This is a genomic window from Mariniblastus fucicola (assembly GCF_008087665.1).
GTDB classification, from domain to species: Bacteria; Planctomycetota; Planctomycetia; order Pirellulales; family Pirellulaceae; genus Mariniblastus; species Mariniblastus fucicola.
On record NZ_CP042912.1, the window covers coordinates 2,453,159 to 2,475,949 of the forward strand.

General features: G+C 50.8%; 15 protein-coding genes and 1 pseudogene. 12 read left to right on the plus strand and 4 right to left on the minus strand.

Annotation, left to right across the window (positions count from 1 at the left end):
• Positions 1-40: 40 nt before the first annotated feature.
• Together MFFC18_RS09035 and MFFC18_RS09040 are read right to left on the minus strand one after the other, a co-directional pair.
• Complete coding sequence (locus tag MFFC18_RS09035) at positions 41-1,600, minus strand: TolC family protein (protein ID WP_084416861.1); 1,560 nt, start codon at positions 1,598-1,600, stop codon at positions 41-43.
• 153 nt (positions 1,601-1,753) lie between these two features.
• Positions 1,754-3,247 carry a TolC family protein gene (locus MFFC18_RS09040; RefSeq protein ID WP_084416860.1) on the minus strand — a complete coding sequence of 498 codons (1,494 nt, stop codon included), beginning with the start codon at positions 3,245-3,247 and terminating at the stop codon, positions 1,754-1,756.
• Positions 3,248-4,376: 1,129 nt separating this feature from the next.
• Between MFFC18_RS09040 and MFFC18_RS09045 the strand changes: the two genes are divergently transcribed.
• The 4 genes from MFFC18_RS09045 (at position 4,377) to MFFC18_RS09060 (ending at position 11,717) form a co-directional block, all read left to right on the plus strand.
• A complete protein-coding gene (locus MFFC18_RS09045) occupies positions 4,377-5,873 on the plus strand; it encodes an efflux RND transporter periplasmic adaptor subunit (RefSeq protein ID WP_157665056.1) in 1,497 nt (498 codons plus the stop codon).
• Positions 5,874-5,953: 80 nt separating this feature from the next.
• On the plus strand, positions 5,954-9,160 hold the full coding sequence (locus MFFC18_RS09050; protein WP_075082842.1) for an efflux RND transporter permease subunit: 3,207 nt from the start codon (positions 5,954-5,956) through the stop codon (positions 9,158-9,160).
• A 25-nt stretch (positions 9,161-9,185) separates the two neighbouring features.
• On the plus strand, positions 9,186-9,542 hold the full coding sequence (locus MFFC18_RS09055) for a hypothetical protein (protein ID WP_075082841.1): 357 nt from the start codon (positions 9,186-9,188) through the stop codon (positions 9,540-9,542).
• Between the two features lie 6 nt (positions 9,543-9,548).
• On the plus strand, positions 9,549-11,717 hold the full coding sequence (locus MFFC18_RS09060; RefSeq protein WP_315849984.1) for a heavy metal translocating P-type ATPase: 2,169 nt from the start codon (positions 9,549-9,551) through the stop codon (positions 11,715-11,717).
• A 58-nt stretch (positions 11,718-11,775) separates the two neighbouring features.
• Here MFFC18_RS09060 and MFFC18_RS09065 read toward each other — a convergent pair whose 3' ends face one another.
• The gene (locus MFFC18_RS09065) at positions 11,776-12,159 is read right to left on the minus strand and encodes a VOC family protein (RefSeq protein ID WP_075082840.1); all 384 of its coding nucleotides are present in this window, start codon (positions 12,157-12,159) and stop codon (positions 11,776-11,778) included.
• Between the two features lie 271 nt (positions 12,160-12,430).
• On the opposite strand from MFFC18_RS09065, the pseudogene MFFC18_RS09070 reads away from it, so the two are divergent.
• The 3 genes and pseudogenes from MFFC18_RS09070 to MFFC18_RS09080 form a co-directional block, all read left to right on the plus strand.
• Positions 12,431-12,580, plus strand: a pseudogene (locus MFFC18_RS09070) (zinc ribbon-containing protein); the annotation flags it as partial.
• Positions 12,581-12,645: 65 nt separating this feature from the next.
• On the plus strand, positions 12,646-13,164 hold the full coding sequence (locus MFFC18_RS09075) for a hypothetical protein (protein WP_148618753.1): 519 nt from the start codon (positions 12,646-12,648) through the stop codon (positions 13,162-13,164).
• 14 nt (positions 13,165-13,178) lie between these two features.
• On the plus strand, positions 13,179-14,096 hold the full coding sequence (locus MFFC18_RS09080) for a Kiwa anti-phage protein KwaB-like domain-containing protein (protein WP_157665055.1): 918 nt from the start codon (positions 13,179-13,181) through the stop codon (positions 14,094-14,096).
• A gap of 35 nt (positions 14,097-14,131) precedes the next feature.
• On the opposite strand, the gene MFFC18_RS09085 is transcribed toward MFFC18_RS09080, so the two are convergent.
• Positions 14,132-16,573 carry a fused MFS/spermidine synthase gene (locus MFFC18_RS09085; protein ID WP_084416858.1) on the minus strand — a complete coding sequence of 814 codons (2,442 nt, stop codon included), beginning with the start codon at positions 16,571-16,573 and terminating at the stop codon, positions 14,132-14,134.
• Between the two features lie 51 nt (positions 16,574-16,624).
• Here MFFC18_RS09085 and MFFC18_RS09090 point away from each other — a divergent pair, with 51 nt between their 5' ends.
• The 5 genes from MFFC18_RS09090 to MFFC18_RS09115 all read left to right on the plus strand — a co-directional run bounded on the left by MFFC18_RS09090 (position 16,625) and on the right by MFFC18_RS09115 (position 22,689).
• Positions 16,625-17,179: a methyltransferase family protein gene (locus tag MFFC18_RS09090; RefSeq protein ID WP_075082836.1), complete on the plus strand. Its 555-nt coding sequence runs from the start codon at positions 16,625-16,627 to the stop codon at positions 17,177-17,179.
• Between the two features lie 1,017 nt (positions 17,180-18,196).
• Positions 18,197-19,483: a TolC family protein gene (locus MFFC18_RS09100; RefSeq protein ID WP_162273909.1), complete on the plus strand. Its 1,287-nt coding sequence runs from the start codon at positions 18,197-18,199 to the stop codon at positions 19,481-19,483.
• Between the two features lie 163 nt (positions 19,484-19,646).
• On the plus strand, positions 19,647-20,456 hold the full coding sequence (locus MFFC18_RS09105; protein WP_148618754.1) for a hypothetical protein: 810 nt from the start codon (positions 19,647-19,649) through the stop codon (positions 20,454-20,456).
• A 154-nt stretch (positions 20,457-20,610) separates the two neighbouring features.
• Positions 20,611-21,090 (plus strand): hypothetical protein, encoded by a 480-nt coding sequence (locus MFFC18_RS09110; protein ID WP_148618755.1) that lies wholly within the window; start codon positions 20,611-20,613, stop codon positions 21,088-21,090.
• A gap of 225 nt (positions 21,091-21,315) precedes the next feature.
• Positions 21,316-22,689: an efflux RND transporter periplasmic adaptor subunit gene (locus tag MFFC18_RS09115; protein WP_148618756.1), complete on the plus strand. Its 1,374-nt coding sequence runs from the start codon at positions 21,316-21,318 to the stop codon at positions 22,687-22,689.
• The last annotated feature ends 102 nt before the right edge of the window (positions 22,690-22,791 follow it).

Genomic DNA, 22,791 nt, shown 5'->3' on the forward strand with positions numbered 1-22,791 from the left:
TTTGCTGTTCTGATTTTGGGAAGGCGCATATAGCGTCGGTCTAACGCGGTTTGGCAACGGAGTCGATATGTCCGGCAGGCGTTGGCCCCTCGGCAGCCATCAGTCCATCGTGCAATAACATTCCGTCGATCAAAACCTGCGATTTACGCCACTGCCACAACCAGTCGATGTACTCTTGCCGAGCCATGAAGTAGTCGCTTTGAGCGTGCAGCACTTCGTTCCAGTCGGTTCGATTCTCCTTGTAGCTTTCGAGCATCAAGCGATACGTTTCTTTTAATTCCGGCAGAATCATGGTTCGATATTGATCGACGTGCTGTGTCGTCGTCAGATAACTTTCAAACTGCCCGGCAAGGTCACGTTTGAGCCTACCTTCCAATCGCTCAATTTCGGCACACTGTCGTGACAGGTCAGCTTGTGCCTGCTGGATCGTGCCTTGGTTGCGATCCCAAATCGGTAGTTGCAAGCTGATGCCGGCCGCGGCAACGGTTTGATTGCGTTCAAAGTTGTAGCCCGCACCGCCTTCAAGAGTGATATTGGGAATCGGCTCGACTCTCTCGCGACGGACGGTAATGCGATCAGCTTGTAGTTTTGCTCGGGCAGCCATCATCTCCGGGCTGCTGACCAATAGTTCGGCCAGCAATTCAGAAAAGTCCATTACGATCGACTGGCCTTCGAGTTCCCCTACGAAAAAGCTGCCGTCGAGTTCGGTTCCAACCAAAGCTGACAACTGGCGGACGGCCTGACGAAGTTTGTTCTGTTGAGCCAGCAATTCCAGACGCGATTTTTGTAATGCGACGTTCACTCGTCGGATCCCAACCGCGTTCGCTTGCCCCATTTGAAACGCTTCGCGTGCCGTGACGGCCGCATCCTCAGAAGACTTAACCAGTTCCGTCTGGACGTTCACTTTCTGCTGTTGCGACAGAACCATGTAGAAGTGAATCTTTACATCGTTCGCGACTCGAAATTGCTGAGCCAATGCTAGTGCCTCAGTGGCTTTGACGCGTTGCACATATTTTGCTCGGCTCAGTCGGAGTTTGCCGCCCCGTACAATTTCCTGACTGAAGATTCCACCATGAAATTCACCCGCCGTCCCATCAACGCCAATCTGTTCCGCTGAATAACGAAAGCCGGGGTTGGGATAAAGTCCTGCCTGAATCGCCTTGCCTGTTTCTGCGGTGATCTGGTTTTGAGCTTGCCGCAGCGTTGGATTGTTTTGTGTCGCGATTGCCAGAAGGTCATCAAGTGTGAGTTGCTGCCCCGTGTAATTATCGGGGCGGTCAGTCGGCACGCTGCTTTCGGGCGTCGCAGGCAACGCTGTTGGTTTCTGATAACGATGCCCCGGTTTGTCAGGAACCTTCGTCTTCATATCGCCCATCGCCATGCCGGAATGGGAGTTCCCGGAATGAGCGTTGCTCGATGGTGAACCCGGCATCTGCATTCCATGGCCTTGCATCGAGCCGTCCATCTGCTGGCTGGCATGGACGGTAGGATCGGTAATCCGGTAGCTTGATTTCTGGTAGTAGTCCTGAGCGACTACGGATGGGAGGCCGTAGTGTAAGACTATCGCCACGACCAACGACATCCAGTACAAATTCTTCATCACGCTTATTCTTCCATCCTTGGAAATTGTCTAGCACTACTTTTGTCGGCTCGACGAGTATTGCTTGACTTTACGAACTCATCTTTTCTTTGCTTCCGTAGTTGAGAACGGTCGCTAAGCTTTAACGATTGAGAAAGCTTGAGAAAAGACCCGCTAAGGTTTTGTTCCAGTTTCGTCCACGTCCCTCGAATCGCCTTCCGTTTCTTCCGTCTCGTTCGACGTTGATTCTTCAGCTGCGTCATCGAATTCAAGTGGTTCCGCATCTTCAAATTCAGGCTGGTCAACACTGCCTGCGGTGAAAGAAGCAATCGGTTCCAATTGGCCGACGCTTCTTGCCAGCGATGCCAATAGCTGCCCATGTTGCGATTGAAGATTCGCTTCAGCCACACGATACCGCAGAACGGTTCTCCAGTTGGCAATCAACTGCACGTACTCAACCTCGTCGGTCGCATATTCGTCAATAGACAGGTCAAGCGTGCGTTGTGCTTTGGGGAGAATGTCGTTTCGAATCAAGTCCATGGTCTGCTGGTTGCTTTCCAGTTTCGCGACCAAATCGAAGACTTCCTCGGCGACTATGTCTTGTAAACTCTCCAGCCTGCTCTGCGACGCACGCCGGTTCGCTTGAGCTTCGCAAATGCCCGCTCGGATTCGGTTTTTGTAGACCGGCAGATTGAACCCAACTCCCAACAGCAATGCATCATCGCCATTGGCAACGGGACTGATGCCGCTATCCGATGTCGCGATCCAGTTCAGCCCGACCGTGAAGTCTGGTTTTGATTCCAGACTGGCAAGGTGGATTTTCTTTTGGTCTCGATTGACGTTGGCTATCTGAGATCGCAACTCGGGACGTAATTGAATGGCCGTGGCGATCAAGGATTCGGCGTTTAGCTGACTGCTTTGCGTCTGCAACTGGTCAATGATTTGTAGTTCAGAACGTGGGTCGACGTGAAGGAGCCTCGCCAATCGAGCTTGATACGATTTCCCCTTTTGCTGCAAGTCGGTGATTTGATTTTCGATTTTCGACTGTTCGATTTGAACGTTCAGAATGTCTTGCTGGGTTACCGATTGTTTGACTTCGTACTGGCGCTCGATGACTTCAGCAATTTGAGCCAGTGATTCCGCATCCTCTGTGGAGATCTCGATGGACTTACGCACGAACAGCAACTGATAACAGGCGGTGCGAATTCTCTCCGCAATCTCCAGCTGTATTTTTTCAAGCTCGGCTTCAGCAGCCGCAACTTCATCGTTGACGATTGCAGCTTTGGTCGCCCGCCGCTCAGCGTTGGTAAACTTCTGGCTCACGCCCAATGCGAATGCTTGCCGACCTGCGGCTGTTTCAACCGGAGACAGATGTGTTGTCGTGTTCACCATCGGATCTGGCAGCGAAAGCACCTGCGGGACACGATGGCCGATGGCCTCGATCTTGTGCTGTGCTTCCTGTAGCTGAGGGTTCCGCTGTAAGCCAAGCTGCACGTATTCTTCAACGGTGCCAGCTTCGCTAGTCGTTTCCACCGGTACAGATTGACTCAACGTGCTGGCGTCTGCCACGCAAGGCCTGCAAGACTCAAGCTGTTGCATCATTACTTGCGGAGAGCGGCATCCGCTGATTCCGGCAATAATGAACACTGCGACTGCTAATTTCCTCATTGGAACAAATCCTGTCCGCGACTTCAGATGATGTACACGACAGTTATCGTCTGAATAACCGGCACAAGCCGACTTTCGGCAGGACGGCTCGATTTACTGGATTAAGTGGGACAGATTAACGATCTCCGTACGCCGATACGGTTGTAATTTCGGCTGTACTCTCTTCACTGATGTTCTGCTGGAAAATGGCATCAATGCTCTGCCAAAACAGGTTTGTGCAAGCCCACCGGTCGAATTACTGATCGTGCAATCTAGCTTGACCAGTGATTGGCGGCGACCTACGATTGATCAACTCGTGTCCGTTTGCATTGCCGGAAAAAACTGTTGTTTCCCCCTAAAGTCATCTCGATTCTTCTTGCCGCTCTGGTCGTGCTCTGTCCTTTTCAGTGCGCGTTCGGTAGCTTCTTGGCAAGCAGTTCAGACGACGGGCACGTTGCAATGAGCAGTTGTTGTGATCACTGCTCGAATCCAACGGACGAATCTGAAAACGATTCGCAGTTGCCCGGGGAATGCGGCTGTCACGATTGCTTTTGCTGTGGTGCACTTCCGGCGACTGAAGTTTTGGCCTCCGAATTAGTGCCTCTAGCTGACTTCAGCTTTGTTGTGCTGGAACTGCCTCAAGCCTCGGCCAAGCCCCTCACCGTTGAGCCCATTCGTTGGCTCTCTACCCGTTTTGTCGCGACAACTGCGCTCGAGGTTCGCGCCGATCTTTGCTGCTGGCTCATCTAAAGCCGCGGATTTCTATTTCCTTTACGCATAGAGCGTTCTTGCGCGCTTTCGTTCAACGACATCACGTCTGAACGTTCGTTCGCCGCAATTCTGAGTCTGAATTTCCGTCTCCGCGATCAATGCGAAACACTCCTGCCGGACTGCTTCAGAGCCTGCGTAGGTTCCGACGGTACACAGTTCGGCAGGAGTCCAATCAATCGAAATCTTCAGTGGTAATTTTAACATGAGCGAATCAACACCAAGCATAGCGGATGTTGCGGAACATGCTGACGTCGCAAATGACTCAGCTGCAACTCCAGATTTGCAATCACATTCTGCGGCCAGTGATGCCTCAGTTTCTATTGCCAAGCAAAGTTTCCTAGGAAGAGTTGCGGCCTCGATTCTGGGTGGCATCCCAACCTTGATCGTCTTAGCTGCGATTGGCGGGCTGGCATGGTGGGGGCACCATCATGAATGGAGCCTCCCGAAATTTTCGGACCTAACCGGTAGCGAAAAAGAAACGGGCGTCCTGTGGTGTGATGAACATGGAGTTGCGGAAGCTGACTGTATTTCATGCAATTCGGACTTGATGCCGAAAGGGGAGCTGTTCGGCTGGTGTAAAGAGCACGGCGTTCACGAATGTGTGCTTCACAATCCCCAACTATCGCAACTGAGCGAGGTTCCTGAAATCAACCAAGATGATCTTGATCGTGCATCCGAAGCCATTGCTGCCTATCCACGAACCAAGAACGATCCTGGCTGCAAAATGCACCTGCGCAGAATTCAATTTCCGTCCATTGAATCTATTGATCAAGCCGGTGTCGACATCAAGCTAGTCGATCGTGGGCCAGTTGTTGAAACGATCAAGACCACAGGTGAAATTGTCTACGATCCGACTCGCGTTGCCCGCTTATCCTCTCGGTCTGGCGGCACCGTCTGGAAAGTCGAAAAGAACGTCGGAGACAAAGTCCAGCAAGGCGATTTGCTCGCCCTCGTTGATGCGGTCGAAGTCGGTCGCTTGAAATCACGACTGTTGCAAGCCTTGGCTCAACTTGAACTGGACACCAAAACGCTCGAACGTGTATCGCGACTGGGCGGATCTGTAATTCCCGAGAAGAAAATACAGGAAGCCGAGGCGGCAAAGTCCGAAACGGAATACGAAGTCGAAAGCGCGGTTCAGGCATTATCCAACTTGGGACTTCCAATTCAATTGGATGATGTCAAAGGAAAAGCGGCTAACGCCGTAGGTTCGAAGCTCAGGTTTCTCGGCCTACCTCAGTCAATCGTTGATTCAATGAAGCAGGCAAATGAGTCGGCAAATCTGATTCCTGTATTGTCGCCTCGTGATGGTATTGTTGTAAGCCGGGATGCAGTTGCCGGAGAAGTTATCGAAACAGGCAAACGTTTGTTCACGATCGCGGACACGAGCCAGATGTGGTTATTGCTAAACGTTCGCCTTGAAGAATCGGAACGAATTTCGCTTGGGCAGAAGGTTGTATTCACACCAGATGGCTCGGAAAGAGAAACGGTTGGCACGCTCACTTGGGTCAGTACAGAAGTGGATAGCCAAACGCGAACGATTCGAGTTCGTGCAGAACTGACCAATGACAACGGACGTCTTCGCAACGAAACGTTTGGTGCGGGCGAAATTATTTTGCGTGATGTCCAAGAAGCGATTCTCGTACCTAATGAAGCCATTCACTGGGAGGGCTGTTGTCACGTCGCGTTTGTTCGTGACAAAGATTACTTCAAAGACGGATCGTACAAGGTCTTCCACACTCGAAGTGTTCGCCCCGGTGCAGTCATGGGCGATAACACAGAAGTCATTGCCGGACTATTGCCGGGCGAAGTCGTCGTCACCAAAGGCAGCGGAATCCTGCGAGCTGAGTTGCTGAAGGGAAACTTGGGCGCTGGCTGACTGTGTGAACATTAACAGCCGGTCGGCTGAAATAACTTACACAGTTCTTCAACTTTTGCCTTCAAACAGAATATCAACTCATGCTCAACTGGATCATAGATTTCTCGCTTCGCAACCGACTCGTGGTGCTCTGCGCTGTAGCAGTGGTGATTGCGGTCGGTGCTTTTTCGTTGCGACATCTGAACATCGACGCGTTCCCGGATACAACGCCCGTGATGGTGCAGATCAATACGACCGCGCCATCGTTATCGCCAGAGGAAGTCGAGAGGCAGATTACTTTCCCGGTCGAGCAAGTAATCAGCGGGCTACCAGCCCTGGAAAAACTTCGCTCGATTTCAAAATTTGGTATGTCACAAGTCGTCGTCACGTTTGAAGACGGCACAGATATATACTTTGCTCGCCAACTGGTGGCAGAACGGCTCTCAACCGTTGAACTTCCCGAAGGAATCGAACGCCCGAAACTTGGCCCGGTGTCCACAGGACTGGGAGAAGTCTTTCATTATGTAGTGCGGCTTGAAGGAGTCGACATATCAGCTTTGCCACGTGAGCGACAGATTGAGGAACTCACCAAGCTTCGAACCGTACACGATTGGGTCGTCAAACCACAACTTCGAACTGTCCGTGGTACCGCTGAAGTCAACAGCTGGGGCGGTTTTGAAAAACAATATCAAGTGCGAATCGACCCAGCACGGCTAATCAAATTCAACCTGACTTTTGATGAAGTGGTTGATGCGGTCAAAGCCAACAATCGCAACGTTGGCGGCGGAAACATCACTCGCAATACGGAAATGTTATTGGTGCACGGAATTGCTCGTACCGTAAACATTCCGCAGATCGAAAACATCGTCATCAAAGCGATGGATGGTTCGCCAATTCGAGTCGTTGATGTTGCCGATGTACAAATTGGTCACGAGATTCGCCGTGGAGCTGTAACGGCTGACGGGCAAGGCGAAGTCGTTTATGGACTTGGCTTCATGCTCATGGGCGAGAATCCCCATGAGGTGACGAATGCTCTAAAACACAAGATGGAAGAGATTAAATCCACACTGCCCCCGGGTGTCGAAGTCGCCACGGTTTACGATCGAACACAGCTGGTTGACGCTGTTATCAAAACCGTACAGAAGAACCTGTTCGAGGGAGGATTGCTGGTTGTCGCTGTGCTATTTGTCTTCCTTGGGAACTTGAGAGCAGGTCTGATCGTTGCGGTTGCGATCCCGCTCTCAATGTTGTTTGCATTCTCGGGAATGCTACAGGTAGGAATTGCAGCCAGCCTGCTAAGCCTGGGCGCGATCGACTTTGGGTTAGTCGTCGATAGTTCCGTGGTGATGGTTGAAAACTGCGCGAGGAGAATCTCTAACGGAATTCCACGTGGGCAGACGAAACTCGATGTGATCCGAGATGCGGCAATCGAAGTTCGTAAACCAACCATGTTCGGCGAACTGATCATCATGATCGTCTACATCCCAATTCTGACGCTGGCAGGCGTCGAAGGAAAACTGTTCCGCCCAATGGCTTTGACGGTCATCTTCGCACTTGCTGGTTCGATGTTCCTTTCGTTGACATTGATGCCAGTGTTGGCCAGCTACTTTTTGCCAAGCAAGATGCAAGAACGCGAGCCATTGCTGATTCGAATTATTAAACGACTATACAAGCCAATCCTGCACTTCACGATGCATCAGAAAGCAGCGGTGATGTTGTTCGCTGCCGCTGTGTTGGCATTTGCGTTCGGAATGATTGCTCCCAATCTCGGCTCCGAGTTCGTTCCCAAGTTGTCGGAAGGTGCGCTGGCGATCAATGTCGTGAGACTGGCGGGAACCGACCTCGACGAGTCAATCCGAATCAATACCGAGATGGAAAAAACGATTTTGAACAGGTTTCCGGACGAAGTCGAACACGTTTGGAGTCGCATTGGCAGTGCCGAAGTAGCCACCGACCCGATGGGTGTCGAGCTGACTGACATGTTCATCACGCTCAAACCTCGGTCGGAATGGACGAAGGCCTCGACGCAATATGAGTTAACTGAGCTGGTTCAAAAGACATTGAGAGAAATGCCCGGCCAAAAGATTGCGATGACTCAGCCAATCGAGATGCGGCTGAACGAAATGATCAGCGGCGTTCGCAGTGACGTCGCAGTCAAATTGTTCGGCGACGACTTTGACGTACTGGTGGACAAAGCCGCAGAGATAGAACGTGTCCTGAAATCCATCGACGGAAACGCCGACGTCAACGTTGAACAAGTTACAGGACAACCAGTGCTTCAAATTATCGTCAAGCAGGACGAAATCGCCCGCTATGGCGTGTCAGCCACTGAAGTCTTAGACCTTGTTGAGTCGTTGGGAAGCTTTCATCTAGGTGAGGTTTATGAAGACCAGCTACGATATCCACTCGTGGTAAGATTACCGGAAACAGTACGCAGTTCTCCGCAAGCCATTGGCAACATTGAAGTCAACACGCCTTCAGGACAACGCATCCCGCTTTCGCGGCTTGCCGAGATCAAAACAACAGAAGGCCCCTCAACGATCACTCGTGAATGGGGCTATCGTCGGATCACTATTTCATCCAACGTCCGTGGGCGAGACATGGTTGGGTTTGTCGAAGAAGCCCAGCAAGCAATCGCCAAACAAGTCAAACTACCCGATGGACGATACCACCTTGAGTGGGGCGGCCAGTTCGAGCATTACCAAAGCGCCCGCCAACGTTTGATGTTCATCGTACCAATGGCTCTGACATTGATCGTGATACTGCTTTACATGACGTATCACAACTTGGTTGATACGTTCCGAGTTCTGACAGGTATTCCCTTTGCTTGGACAGGCGGCATCATCGCACTTTGGATTCGTGATTTGCCGTTCTCGATTTCCGCAGCGATCGGATTTGTTGCCTTGTCTGGCGTTGCCGTATTGGATGACATGTTACTCGTGACGACAATTCGTCGCTTCCGCCGCGTTGGCATGGCATTGGAACAAGCGGTAGAGCAAGCCGCGATGACGCGCCTTCGTCCAGTCTTAATGACAACGTTAGTTGCAGCGGTCGGCTTCCTGCCCATGGCACTCAACACCGGAATCGGATCAGAAGTCCAAAGGCCACTAGCAACGGTTGTCGTTGGCGGCGTCTTTAGTGCCATGATTATGTCGCTGTTGGTGCTTCGCGTTCTTTACTCCGTGTTCGCTGGAGTGACAGGTGATGCGATGGTGGAAACTGATTCATCGTCGAGTAACACTACTGAAAACAACGGGCAACCGCCCACCGACCGGATTCGTGATTCGGTCGTAACATCAATTGATTAGTATTATTTCTTGTGAGGAAGTTAAAATGCGCTTTTACAAAATGTTTGGAATGTTAGCCATGTTGTCCGCAGCTATTCTGATGGTTTCCGGATGCGCTGGTGACAAGCCAGCCGCAGAAAAAGGATCCGACGAAACCGAAACTGCCACAACGGCTGATCCAACGCACGGTGGATGGTGGTGCGTCGAACACGCGATTCCTGAAGAGGAATGCAGTATGTGCAGTGCTTCCTATGCCAAAGCTTGCAAAGAAAAAGGCGACTGGTGCGAGGAACACAACCGAGCCGAATCGCAGTGCTTTATCTGTGATGCCAGTCAGGCTGAGAAATACGTCAAGCTTTACGAAGCCAAATACGGTAAGAAGCCTCCCGCAGCTACGGAGTAGAACTTGGTGACCACCGATCTAAACCAGATGGCCTTCAAGATTCACGGGATGGATTGCGCGGAAGAAGTCGCAATTCTCAAACGTGAACTTGGGCCATTGATCGATGATATTGAACAACTTCGCTTCGATGTCTTAAACGGAAAATTGACTGTCGTCGGCATGAACGATCTTTCGCAAGAACAGATCGTTCAAGCCGTCAACAAGACCGGGATGCGCGCCGAAGTTTGGAAGGACAAAGAACCGGAAAGCCAATCGGGATTCTGGAGCGTCTACGGACGAGCGATTCTAACATCGGCCAGTGGACTTTTGGGACTCGCGGGTTTTATCTGCCATGTAATGATCGCGGGCGGGTTTGCGCAAGCCTTTGGTTCGGAGGGAATGGGTATCGCACATGGAGTTCCTGCTGTCTCAATCGCTCTCTACTTGATCGGCATTGTTGCCGGAACATGGATCGTTCTACCCAAAGCTTGGCGTGCCGTGATCCGACTTCGGCCCGATATGAATTTGCTGATGTTGGTGGCGGTGATTGGAGCTGCAGCGATCGGCGAGTGGTTTGAGGCCGCAACAGTCGCGTTTCTATTTGCAGTTTCACTGCTACTCGAATCATGGAGTGTTGGTCGCGCCCGACGGGCGATTGCTTCTTTGATGAGTCTGACTCCACCGTCGGCGCGGGTTCGAGATAAAGATGGCCAGTTGAAAGAAATCGCTCCTGACCAAGTCGACGTTGGCACCACTTTTGTCGTTCGACCCGGTGAAAAAATTCCACTCGACGGCACGGTCGTAAAAGGCATCGGCGCGGTTAATCAGGCTCCGATAACAGGTGAGAGCGTGCCGGTCGAAAAGCAAGCGGGCAGTGAAGTCTTCGCGGGAACGATCAATGGCGACGGCGTGATCGAAGCCAAATCCACAAAGGCCGCTCAAGACACGACGTTAGCCAAGATCATTCAGATGGTTGGCGATGCCCAGTCCCAACGTTCGCCATCAGAACAATGGGTCGAAACATTTGCACGTTACTATACGCCAGTCGTCATGGCACTGGCGATTCTGGTATTCCTGCTTCCGCCGATGCTACTTGGCGGTGAGTGGTCGGTCTGGTTGTATCGCTCGTTAGTTCTGTTGGTGGTTGCCTGCCCGTGCGCTCTGGTGATTTCAACACCCGTTTCGATCGTCGCGGCGTTAGCATCAGCGGCAAAAAATGGGGTGCTCATCAAGGGCGGGTTGTATGTGGAAAAGCCAGCTCACCTGAAAGCAATCGCGGTCGACAAAACAGGGACACTCACTCACGGCCAGCCGGTTGTCATCGACGTTGTTCCACTTAACGACCACACCAAGACCGAGCTACTGGAACGCGCCGCTGCGTTGGAAGTTCATTCGAATCATCCTTTGGCACAGGCCATCGTTCGCAAAGCCAATGAGGAAGGCGTTGACGTTGCTGCTGCCGAAGAATTCGAAATCGTGCAAGGCAAGGGAGCCCGCGGCATCGTCAACGGTAAATCGTTCTGGCTCGGTTCACACCGCTACTTGGAAGAACGCGATCAGGAGACGCCGGAAGTTCACGAACAACTTCAATCGTTGCAGGATTCAGGTCGATCCATTGTCGTGATCGGCAATGATGAACACGTTTGTGGTTTTCTGTCGCTGGCCGACACCGTACGGCCGGAAACGAAAGGGATTCTTGCCGACCTGCATGCTGAAGGAATTGAAAACGTTGCGATGCTGACCGGCGACAATCAAGGTACTGCCGATGCCATTGCAGAAGAAGTTGGAATCGACTCCGTGCATGCCGAGCTACTTCCAGAAAACAAGGTCGAGATTGTTGAGTTACTCGTCGAAAAGTATGGTCAAGCTGCGATGGTCGGTGACGGAGTCAACGATGCCCCGGCACTTGCGCGATCTTCGCTTGGAATTGCGATGGGTGCCGTGGGGACGGACGCCGCTATCGAAACAGCCGACATTGCTTTGATGTCAGATGACCTGTCAAAACTCCCTTGGTTGATTCGCCACTCAAAAAAGACGCTCTTCATCATCCGCCAAAACATCTGGTTTTCGTTGGGCGTGAAGTTGCTGTTCGTCGCGCTGACATTCGGCGGATATGCATCGCTTTGGGCAGCCATCGCCGCTGACATGGGGGCTTCACTGTTGGTAATCGCCAACAGCCTCCGACTGCTCCGCTAGACACGGTCTAGATTGTGATCTTGTTGGTGGCTTAGAACCTGAATGTTTGATGCCGCAATCACTGCTGCGCTTCACCAATGCAATAGCACAAACCATCGGGTGCGATGACGAAGAACAGCTGATAAGTTGTGTCACCATGTTTTTGTATTTGAAGATCCGCTTTGAAACTTGAGTCGTACAATCGAAGTTCAGCCACAGCCGCTTCGACATCATCAACTTCAAAAAAGCAGCCTTCTTGTGCAGGATCACCGCCGTTTTCGGCCAGTCCAATTTGAATCGTATCCCGCTCAAGTACCGCTTTCCGACAGCCCTCATCCGATCGCGACGCTACTCGAAAGCCCATCTTCGACTCGTAAAACGGAATCGCCGCGTCGATATCCCGAACCGGAAGGTTCATGGCGTCATCGGCGTAGGGTGCAGCTCGAAAGAATTTTGCAGTCATTGGATTATACGATCGGTTACTTCTTGGTTAATTGATTGACTCGGTAACGATTTTGATTGACTCGGTAACGATTCGTCACCTTGGTTTGTTGTCTATTTTGGCTCGAAGTCTGATAACTTGGGAAATATGGAACAACTTCAGTCTAAAAACTCAACGTCTATGGCAAACCGAAGAAAAGTTTGAGGAATCTTCGCAAGCGTGACCAGACGTGTCACAAGGCTCCATAAGATTCACAGTTTGAGTTTTACTTTTTTCACATTTTTGGAGACCCAAAATGTACAGTATTGGCGAGAAACCCGGAAAAGGCACGTATTGCTGCACCAACTGCAACTGGAAAGTCACTTTGGATGACGACGACGACCGCCTGCCACCTTGCGGCAGCTGCGGCAAAGGTCAGGATACGAAGTACGAAAAGTGCTAACTGAAAATAACGTCCATTGGCGGCTCGTTTCAATAAATATGCGAGCCGTCTTTTTGGAGAACCGCATGAACAAACTCGGGAAATTTCTGCTGGTCGTTACTTCTCTTTCACCGATTTTGTTTGCGTACGCTGTAAATTCCGTTTCCAAGGGTGATTCAACAGCCGCGTACTATTTTACGATTTGCGGTGTCGGCTTCAGCGTCATTGGTTTCTTGATTCTTTGGTTTTGCAAAACGCAGATATCAATTGAGACGTTGAAGATCAAGAAAGTCAAATCGGTTGACAAACAGGCCATCGCGTTCCTCGTCATTTACCTGATGCCACTTTTCGCAGATAATGCAATTGACTTTCGGGCTCATCCTTGGACGGCAATCTATGTGATCGCTATCATCGGTGTTGTCGTATATCACAGCAATGCTTTTGCCTTCAACCCGTTGTTAGCGCTGCTCTGGTATCACTTTTATGAAATTGAAAATGAAGATGGCATGACCTATATGCTGGTCACCCGAAAGTTGCTGCGAAAGCAATCGAACACAATCAAGGTGGTCGAGATTGCTGATTACGTTTATATGGATCGAGAATAGGCAGGTTTATGGAAATGCGTGATTCGGAATCGTTCGAGTTTTATGTTGTGGTTCGGGGCGCGGATCTATCACTGGATTTGCAGAAAATTCCTTTAAGCCAGCCGGTGCAAGCCGATTTGACCTCTTTGTTTGAGGAGCAGAAGGCATCATTTGTTGGAATTCAAACCGAAATAAAATCGTTTGAGCCAACGTATACGCCGAAAAAGAACGAGCTATTTGAGATCAAGGATTACGAACTGCCTGATTTCTGCGGTCGCGCACTGACAGTCTCGCAGTCCATTGACGATTTGCAGAACGCGTTCAAACCGAATGCGCCGATTATCAAGGCCGTCGTTGCCGTTGATGTGGAAAACCAAACGTTCTATTTTCAATCATTCCGTGCTTCTCACATTCTTGAACGCCGTCGTGTCCTTTCTCTGTCAAAGTCAGGTACATTCAAACAATTGAGTCAGCCGGGCGTACAGATCGACAATAAGTTGGCAGCGATCTATCGCGATGGTAATTTGTACTTTCGGTCGTTCCACGTCGCCAAACAATTCCTGCCGATGGATGACATTTTTCGAGAAGCGACACGCGAGGACGTATTGGTCGCGCTTGGCAACGATTTGTTCTTGGTTGACAATCCTAACGAGGTCGTTGATCAGTTTTCGGCCCGCGTAATGAAGTATTTCTCAATCATCATCGACTCAAAAATCCTTGAGCACGCCAACGCGACGCCTCAAAAGATCCGGAACGCGAGCAAAAAGTTTGACGGCTTGGAGTTCGAAATCAAAAAACCGAACGGCGTCAGCAAGATTGTTTTGCCAACAGACAAGCGGCAACTCAATTATCTGTTGCGATTTCTGGCAGAAGAGTTTTACGTCAGTGAGATTACCAAAGAGCCAAGGGCGACAAATTCGTTTGAAAAGTACAAGCCTGTGAAGTCGAGTTAACGGCTTTCGGCCAAGCCAACTTCTCTGCCCGTTCTCTATCGCCCAAACAAGATTAGTTTTTGGGCCGATCGTCGACGCAGAGAGTCTTGCAATTTGTCACCCTGAAGGGTCGCTGACGTCATTGGCAAGTTGAACAACACATCGGTGAAGTACTGTTTCAACACTTTGCCTTTGATCATCTTTCCATCGCGGTTGGACATGGGTGTCAGGAATTCAACACGCGGATGTTCGTCGGTGTTGAATTGGGCATTTGCCTGCAACTGCCAGTCGCCGATGTAGTGATCCCAGAATCTTTCCGGGGTTGCGATGGACTGGTCGGGGGCAGTTGCGTTGGTGTTCAGGGAGTCCAATCGCTGGGCCAGTTCGATCGGGTCGACTTCAATTGATGAACGGCTGCCGATCAGCGCGACGACCGGGCTGGTTGTCTCAAGCTGTCCCCACCAAATCGTTGTGTGCGGAAATACGCTGGCGAAACTGTTGGCGATTGATTCGAATTCACGCTCACCAAGCTGGTAAAGCGGCAACCATTGGCAGAAAAGTCCGTCCTGTTTCAGACGCTGCGAGGCAATTTCATAGTGCTCGACTGTGTACAGGTATCCGGTTTCGCTTTCCCACGGAACAAACAAGTCAGAAATGATGATGTCAAATGCTCTTTCGTTTGCCAACAGATAATGCCGTGCGTCATCTATCTGAATATCGACTTTGGAATCGTCGGCAACGTTGTAGTTAAAGTCGGAAAGCATACGAACGGCATCAACGACTTCGGGGATCAATTCGACCGCGACGATGTTTTCGACATTGGAGTGTGGGATCGCTCCGCCAGCAGTTAACCCTGTTCCAAGCCCCAAAAACAAGACGTCGTCTGGGCTGTCGTGTAACAGGATCGGAATGTGGGCTTGTCGGTACTCTCGAACATTGCCTCCGGTCTTACCGAATCTGTAGTGCAGGTTCTGGCGGATTTTGAACGAACCGGATTTTTCGTTTTGAACGACGTCGATCCAGCCGTAGGCAGAGTTCCATCGTTTGATGAGTCGTTCATTATATTCGCGACGATTGAATTCAGACTCTGTTTGGTATTGCCATGAGACTACGGAAATTGCCACGGTTAAGGCCGCAATCGCCGTCGCAAATTTTGTTTGTTTGTTTCGGTAGAGCAAAACCAATGAAGAGATCAGGAACAACGAGGCTATCAACACGATCGACTGCCACAATCCGATCCAAACCAACATAACAAAGCTTGCCACCAATGCACCCAATGCAGCAGCCACTGTATTCATGGCGGTCAAGTTTCCAACGACCTTAGCCGCCGTGCCTGATTGAGCGGCTAGCACCCACACTTGAGGCAACATCATTCCCAGACAAGTGATGGCTGGAGCAACAACGATACTGACTAACAAGATGGCTCCAGCCATGTACTGGACGAATGAATCTCCGCTACTGAAGTACTTCAAATCAGTGAGCAAGACAAAAACCACAACCGAACCAGCGGTTGCCAACGCCCCGAGTCCTGTTGTAACTCCGATCAGTCGGTTGGCAGCGAAACGGCGTTGAAGCCGCGAAGTGATTGCCGCACCAATAGCCAACGACGCGAGAAACACCGCCACGACGATTCCGAACGTGTAGGTGCTGTTATGAAACACCAGCGAGAACATGCGGGTGTAGAGAACTTGAAGCGCCAGAATCCCAAAGCCGCTGAGAAAGGCGAGAGAGAATAGTCCAGTTCCAACAGTCGAACGACAATCCTGCACTGGGCTTTCAGAACTCGCCTCTCGTTCCTCAGGAGTCGTCACTTTAGGTTCCAAAAACAAGGCGGCTAAGGCGCAGAGCACTGACAAACCGGCGGCGACATAACTGCTAGTGCACACGCCAACGACAACCAGCATGAAAAAGGTGGCTGACAATACGCCGATTAAAGCTCCGGCAGTGTTAAGTGCGTAGGCAAGTGTGACTCGCGACGAATTGCGAGCGTTCGACATCTGGCTCCGACCATCTTCTGTGAAATAGTCTGCAATCATCGGCAGTGTTACGCCGAGCGCGATCGTTGCAGGCAACAACAAGAGGAAACTGAACACGGCACGTGTCGCTGTTTGCAAAGCGAATGAAGAATTACTGAACCACGGTGCAATCGTTGATGATTCTGACCATTGCAATATTAGCGGGACGACAAAGGCCCAAGCCGCAACAACGACTTCTGCGATTGCATAGCCTTTTAGTGGCGAGATCCGACCCGACCACTTTGCTCCCAGCAAATATCCAATCGACATTCCGACAAAGTAGCTGGCCAAGACGATGGTCGAAGCGTGCACAGTGTGACCGAACAACAATCCAATTTGCCTCGTCCACGAAATCTCATAAACAAGCGCTGCGGCACCAGACAGGAAAAACACGAAGTAAATCAGCAGGTCTTTCCACCAGGTTCTTTCCGTCGCAGCCGCGGCGATATTTGTGTCGCCGTGCGTTGATGATTGATGAGGCATTTACAACTTCTGGTTGGTTGTCAATCAGGACAAGCATAAGCTAATACCAACATGTTGCCATTACTACTTACATTGACGCTTCTGTTGCTCGTAATCCTGAATGCTCTTCTAGCGTTTTCGATTGCCAAGCCGGATAGACGCATCTGGCCACCACCTGCCCAACGAACCTGGCAGTATTATTTCGTCTGGGTTCCGACGCTGCTCAGTTTTCTGCTCTTCATCATTATCGGCATCGCTGATTGGAACAGCTTGAATTGGCCTGCCCTGATTCGTTGGCCAATCGGTGGCTTGCTGATCGTCACAGGCAATTTGCTGGCGTGGGGAGGCGTGTGGCAGTTTGGCTTAAAGAAGACGTCCGGCGCGGAGGGCTCACTGGTTACGAGTGGCCTTTACCGATACTCACGCAATCCACAGTACCTGGGCGATATTTCCATTCTTATCGGCTGGATGGTTTTGTCCGCATCCATCTGGGCTAACCCGGCGGTTCTTGCTGGGATTCTGGCATTCGTACTGGCCCCGTTCGCAGAAGAGTCCTGGCTGGAAGAAATTCACGGCGACGAGTATCGCGAATACTTGAAGAAGGCACCGCGTTTTCTATTTTGGTAAAAAAAGAGCGGCCTCGTTTGAAGCCGCCCTTTGTTAAGTCAGATTTTATCGAATTCTATTTCGCATTAGCGACGATCCCAGTGAGTGGTCGTGTGGGGAACGACGTGCGAGTGATTTCCATGTCGGATTCGATCGAAGTGAGTCGTCGTGTGCGGAACGAATCGTGGCACTCGGTGGAAATGTGTCGTCGTATGAGGAACCGCATCGAGATGGTTCCCGTGTGGAACGTAATCAATGTGAGTTGAGGTGTGCGGTACGTACTGTGGACGCCAAGGGTTGAGGGGCCGCAGTGTCGTGTGTGGCACACGGTCAATGTGCGTTGTGGTGTGTGGAACTGCGTGCAGATGGTTTCCGTGTCGAACCAAATCCGTATGCGTTGTCGTATGCGGAACGTTGTGGTAATGCGTCTCTGGATAGAAGCCCTGTGCGTTTGCAAATTGAGTCATTCCAAAAACTGCGACGGCGGCGATTACGATGGTGCTCGTTTTCAACATGTCATTCTCCCTAAAGGATGTTTGATTCTTTTAACGAGCTGCCGGGGGCGGTTCGTTGATTGCTCGCTCGTGAGCAACTGAAAGAAACCACTCGCATACGATGTGCCAGAGGTGGTGAAATGGGGGAAAGTTCAAAAAAACACGGCAAAACAGCTAACTCGCGGGATTCCTGAAGCATTTGAGTATGCTGTCGAATTGATCGCTATTGTGACCAAAATGACGACACTCGAACCGAATTTCATCCGAGTAAAAAACCGAATAACCGGAACAGCCCGACCGATTCCAGTCGTGATTATCACGGAACACGTCACGGTCGATACCTGACTCAGTACCGTCGCAATGTGCTTAATTGGGACTATTGTCAGGATGTTCAGTGATGAAATTGAATTGGATCGCGGCGCTGGGGCTACTCGTAGCGTTGAGTGGTTGCAAAACGGTACACCAGCCATTTTTTACATCTGACCAAACAGCAGCCGCGTCGCTTGCGTTAAAGGTCGATGAAAAAAAAGAGCGAACGAAGCCAATGAATCGGCAGGCTATTCAACAAGTTGCATTCCAGCAAGACGTTTCATCGAGCAACGACTCGACTCGAGACTCAACTTACGACGCCGAACCAGTCGTGACTCCTGATGCACAGCCATTCGTTGGTGTGACTTCGTTGGCTCAGTTGGAACAAGTTGCTTTGGCAAACAATCCGGCGGTCTTTGAAATCCAAGCCGACATCGAATCACTGCGAGGCAAACTAACCCAAGCAGGATTGCCGCCCAATCCAACCGCTGGGATCGTTGGCAGCGACATCAACGAGGATGGCGAAAGCTTCGGTCGCTACGGCGTTTATTTTGGCCGCGAGGTAGTTCGTGGAAACAAACTGGGCTATTCGAGGGCGGCTGTATGTGCGGAAATAAAAACGGCTGAACAGCGATTGGCAGTCATTCAGCAGCGATTGCTGACCGACGTTCGACAGCGATATTACGACCTGTTGGTAGCACAGGAAACGGTCACTATAGCTGACCAGTTGTTCAAGATCTCTCAAAACGCAGTTGATGTATCGCAGCGCCTGTTGGATGCCAAAGAAGCCGCTCAAACCTCCGTTCTTCAGGCGGAAATCGAAATGCAAAATGCCTCAGTCGTTAAACGGCAGGCTGAAAATCAACGACTTGCAGCTCGTCGAAAGTTGGCGGGATTGCTTGGCGAAAGTGAACTCTCGTTGGGACATGTTGACGGCAACGTTCGGGAACTCTTGGTCATCGCCGATTTCGAACAGTCATTCGACCAAGTCGTCAACAAAAGTCCAGAAATCGCTGCTTTGTTTGCCGACGTTGAGCAGAAACGACGTCAGTTGCAACGTGAAATCGTTGAGCCAATTCCAAACGTGACTTGGCAAGCGTCCTTGCAGCACGATTTTCTGACCGATGACCTGATTCCTGGTTTTCAGATCGGCATGCCTATTCCGATATGGAATCGGAATCAAGGTTCTATTCATCAGACGCGTTATCAAATCGTGGCAGCGGAGCGACGAGCGGACAAAAAAGTGCTCGATCTACGACAGCGATTGGCTTCTGCGTATGAAAGTTATCTTGACGCCAAGTTACAAGTCGATGCGTTCGATTCGGAAATTATACCGAAGGCGAAAGAAACGCTCGATCTGGTCAACAAAGGGTATCGCGAAGGTGAGATTGGCTTTCTCCAGCTGTTGACCGCACAGCGAACGTATTCGCAGATCAACTTGACGTACCTTCAACAGCTCAAGCAGCTTTGGCGACAACACGTCGAAATCGAAGGGCTGCTGCTTTCCGGAAGTTTGGAGTAAACGGAACCTCTGTACCATTCCGAATCTCGCCATGTAGACAGTTCTAAGACTGAATGCCGGTTGTCATTTGCACGACATTCTTGCCAGCTGAATTATGGCTGAACAAATTCGGGAAACCTGCCGTACGTTCAGAACGTCACGTCTCTTGCACGGAAAGCGAATCATGAAAAAGTTAAACAACGCGTTTGCAATTATCGCAATCGTTGGTGCATTCCAATTAGCTGACGCGAAAGCGCAGCAATACGAGTACGGATATTCATCGTCTTGTTCCGAACGAGGCGGTTGCCATTACGGAGCCAACGATTCAATCGAACTAATCCCGTACGGCAACACCAACTACCGACAGAACCGAATGCCCTATGATGCGGGCATTCAAAACGGTTCGTCGGTCGCCAGTGGAGAATTTGCAAACGGTTGCCCGGCATGCGGATACGGTAGAACCAATGCTCGCAATTCGTATCGAGCGCACCAGTACTCGAACTATCCCAATGAAACGGGAGCTTGTGCTGGCGGACGTTGTCCGTATGAGCAAGGACGATATCAAGAACAGGATCTCAGGGCTGAGTACGCGAACTATCAATCAAGATTTCGCGAACAAAGGCCTCAATCGGGTTTTGGCCCGTCAAGAAATGAGTATTACGGAGCTCCACGTTCCGGAATTCCAGCTCGCGAAGATTTGGCACCGGCAGACACCCGGCCTCGGTTGAATGCGCCTTCGTACTCTCCTGACTCGAACTTTGGCGGTTCACGTTATGAATCGAATAATTTGCAAGCGATGCCGCCGACATCAACAAAAATCACGCCGCCGCCCGCTTTGCCTCCACAGCCGTCGAGTCGCAATCAGCAAAATCCAGGTCCCCGATTTGATTCCGACGCGTCAATCAATCGCCTTCCTCCGTTTCTTCCCCCGACGAATCCAGGCCAAAAATCCGGATCGGCAACAGGCAACTGCCAATGTGGCCACGACCATTAATTTGGGTGCGAATTGACGTTTCAGCTCAAGATTGCCCCAAGGCAGACGGGTAGATGGCCGAAAAATAAGCTAAGCTAGACAAGCTATCTCGTATTGACCATTTGCCCGAAGTTACAGATTATAGGCCAACTTCACTAGTTAACTCGAAGCAACAATGAAATCGTTTCTGGTACATCTCGCAAGCATAGCCGTCATGGCTCACATGATCTTCGGGTGCAGTTGGCACCACGGATTGAGTGCTGCGTCTGGATGTGACCACACGGGATTAGTGTCGAGTTGCTGCTTCACCAGTGAGTCTGATTCGCACGATGATCATGAGCACGAACATGGTGACCATGTAGCGGGTGACCAAAGTCAGGGTGAATGGCCTCTCCCGGAGTCCACTTTCGATCACAACGGGCAGGATTCAGAGCACAATCATTTTTGCTGTTCTGACGACGGCTGTAATGTGATCAAGGTTGTGAAATACCAGTTCACTTCATTTGATTTCCTAACGCAATACCTGGGTGGTGCTGAGGATTCGGCGATTCTTAAGGCAGCTTCATCTGCCTTCGCAATTGATCCGTTTCCGGATTTTTGCTCTTTCGCGCCGCAAATGCGCGCACACTTGCTCTTGGGCGTTCAACTCATCTAGCAGTTGACGTTGCGTAGAGTTCGGCGATCGAATCGCGTTCGCCACTACGCCTTCTTTTTTCAACCGCAGCACAATCGACCTGTTGCTTGCGCGTTGTCTCGATATCACACCTCAGTTTTGCACCGGAAAGTCCGTTGCACTTTCACAAAATCAAGGATTGGACGATGGGTCGTTGCGCAGCGATTCGTTTGCGCCGCTGATCCGTCCGATAGCCCGGAGAATTTGATGAGTACGAAGTTTAGTTGGTTGAAAAAGCTTGTTTGGCCAATCCTGTTGGTGGCAGTGTGCGTTGCTGCGTTTTTCACGCAGGACCGATGGATGCCACATGCTCAACAATTCATCGCATATCTCAAGAATGAGAACGCGGATGATGAAGAACATCCGGAAGAGGAAGCACCAAGTGAGACTCCCGACACGCTAACGCTCAGCCCAACAGCTTGGAAAAACATCGGACTGATGACCGGAACGGTCAATCCAACCGACTTCACCAAAGTTGTTTCAGTTCCGGCATTAGTAACTGAACGGCACGGTCGATCACGGAACGAAATTACGGCTCCGATGACCGGTGTGGTTACTCAAATCTATCCATTGGAACGTCAAGCAGTCGAACCCGGAATTGCCTTGTTCGACATGCGACTCACCCACGAAGACGTCGTTTCCGCTCAGGCGACGTTCCTTACAAATTTGCAGAGTTTGGACGTTGTAAACAAAGAATTGACTCGGCTGAAGAACGTCGGCGAAGGTGTCATTCCAGGGAAGCGAATCATCCAACAGGAATATGAACGTGATAAAGTCATGTCTGCTTTGTCAACGACTCGGCAAAGCTTGTTGCTTCATGGAATGAGCGAGCAACAGATTGCCGAAATGGAAGCAACAAGAAAGGTGCTTCGCGAAGTCACCGTGGTTGCACCTCCCTATGCAAAGAACCACGAACACGAAGGGATCGAGCATCAATATCAAGTGCAATCGATCAATGTAAATCGCGGCGAGAGCGTAACGGCGGGGCAACTGCTGGGCGTGTTGGCAGACCATTGCCTGTTGTACGTAGAAGGCAAAGCGTTTGAAGATGATTCCGAGCGATTGGTCCACGCCGCAGAAAACGGCTCGACGATTCAGGTCGTTCCCACTTCAAGCGACGGCGAGAGCGATGAAATTCTGAATTTGAAGGTTCAAAGCGTCGCCAACGAAATTGACCTGCAATCTCGCGCTTTGAAATTCTATTTGTTGCTGCCGAACCGGTTGACCAGCAAGAGTGGAGCGGGCACTTACAGCAAGAACTTTATCTCATGGAAGTACCGGCCGGGACAACGGATGGAAGCAAGAATCCCGACCACCCAAGTGATGGAGAACAAGATCGTACTTCCACCCAATGCCGTTGTCATCGAAGGTCCGAACGCGTTTGTGTTTGAGCAAAACGGCGACAACTTTGATCGCATCGACGTCCAAGTGCTTTACCGGGACAAAGACACAGTAGTTCTTGAGAACGATGGTCAGTTGGTCGGCAGTATTATCGCGTTGAATGGTGCTTACCAAATGCACTTGGCACTTAAAAACCAGTCTGGCGGCGCGATCGACCCTCATGCAGGACACAACCATTGATGGACGTTGAATCATGACAAGACAGCTCCTGCCGGACTGCTTCAGAACCTGCGTAGGTTCCGACGGTACACAGCTCGGCAGGAGTCTTGTTCATGGAAAACG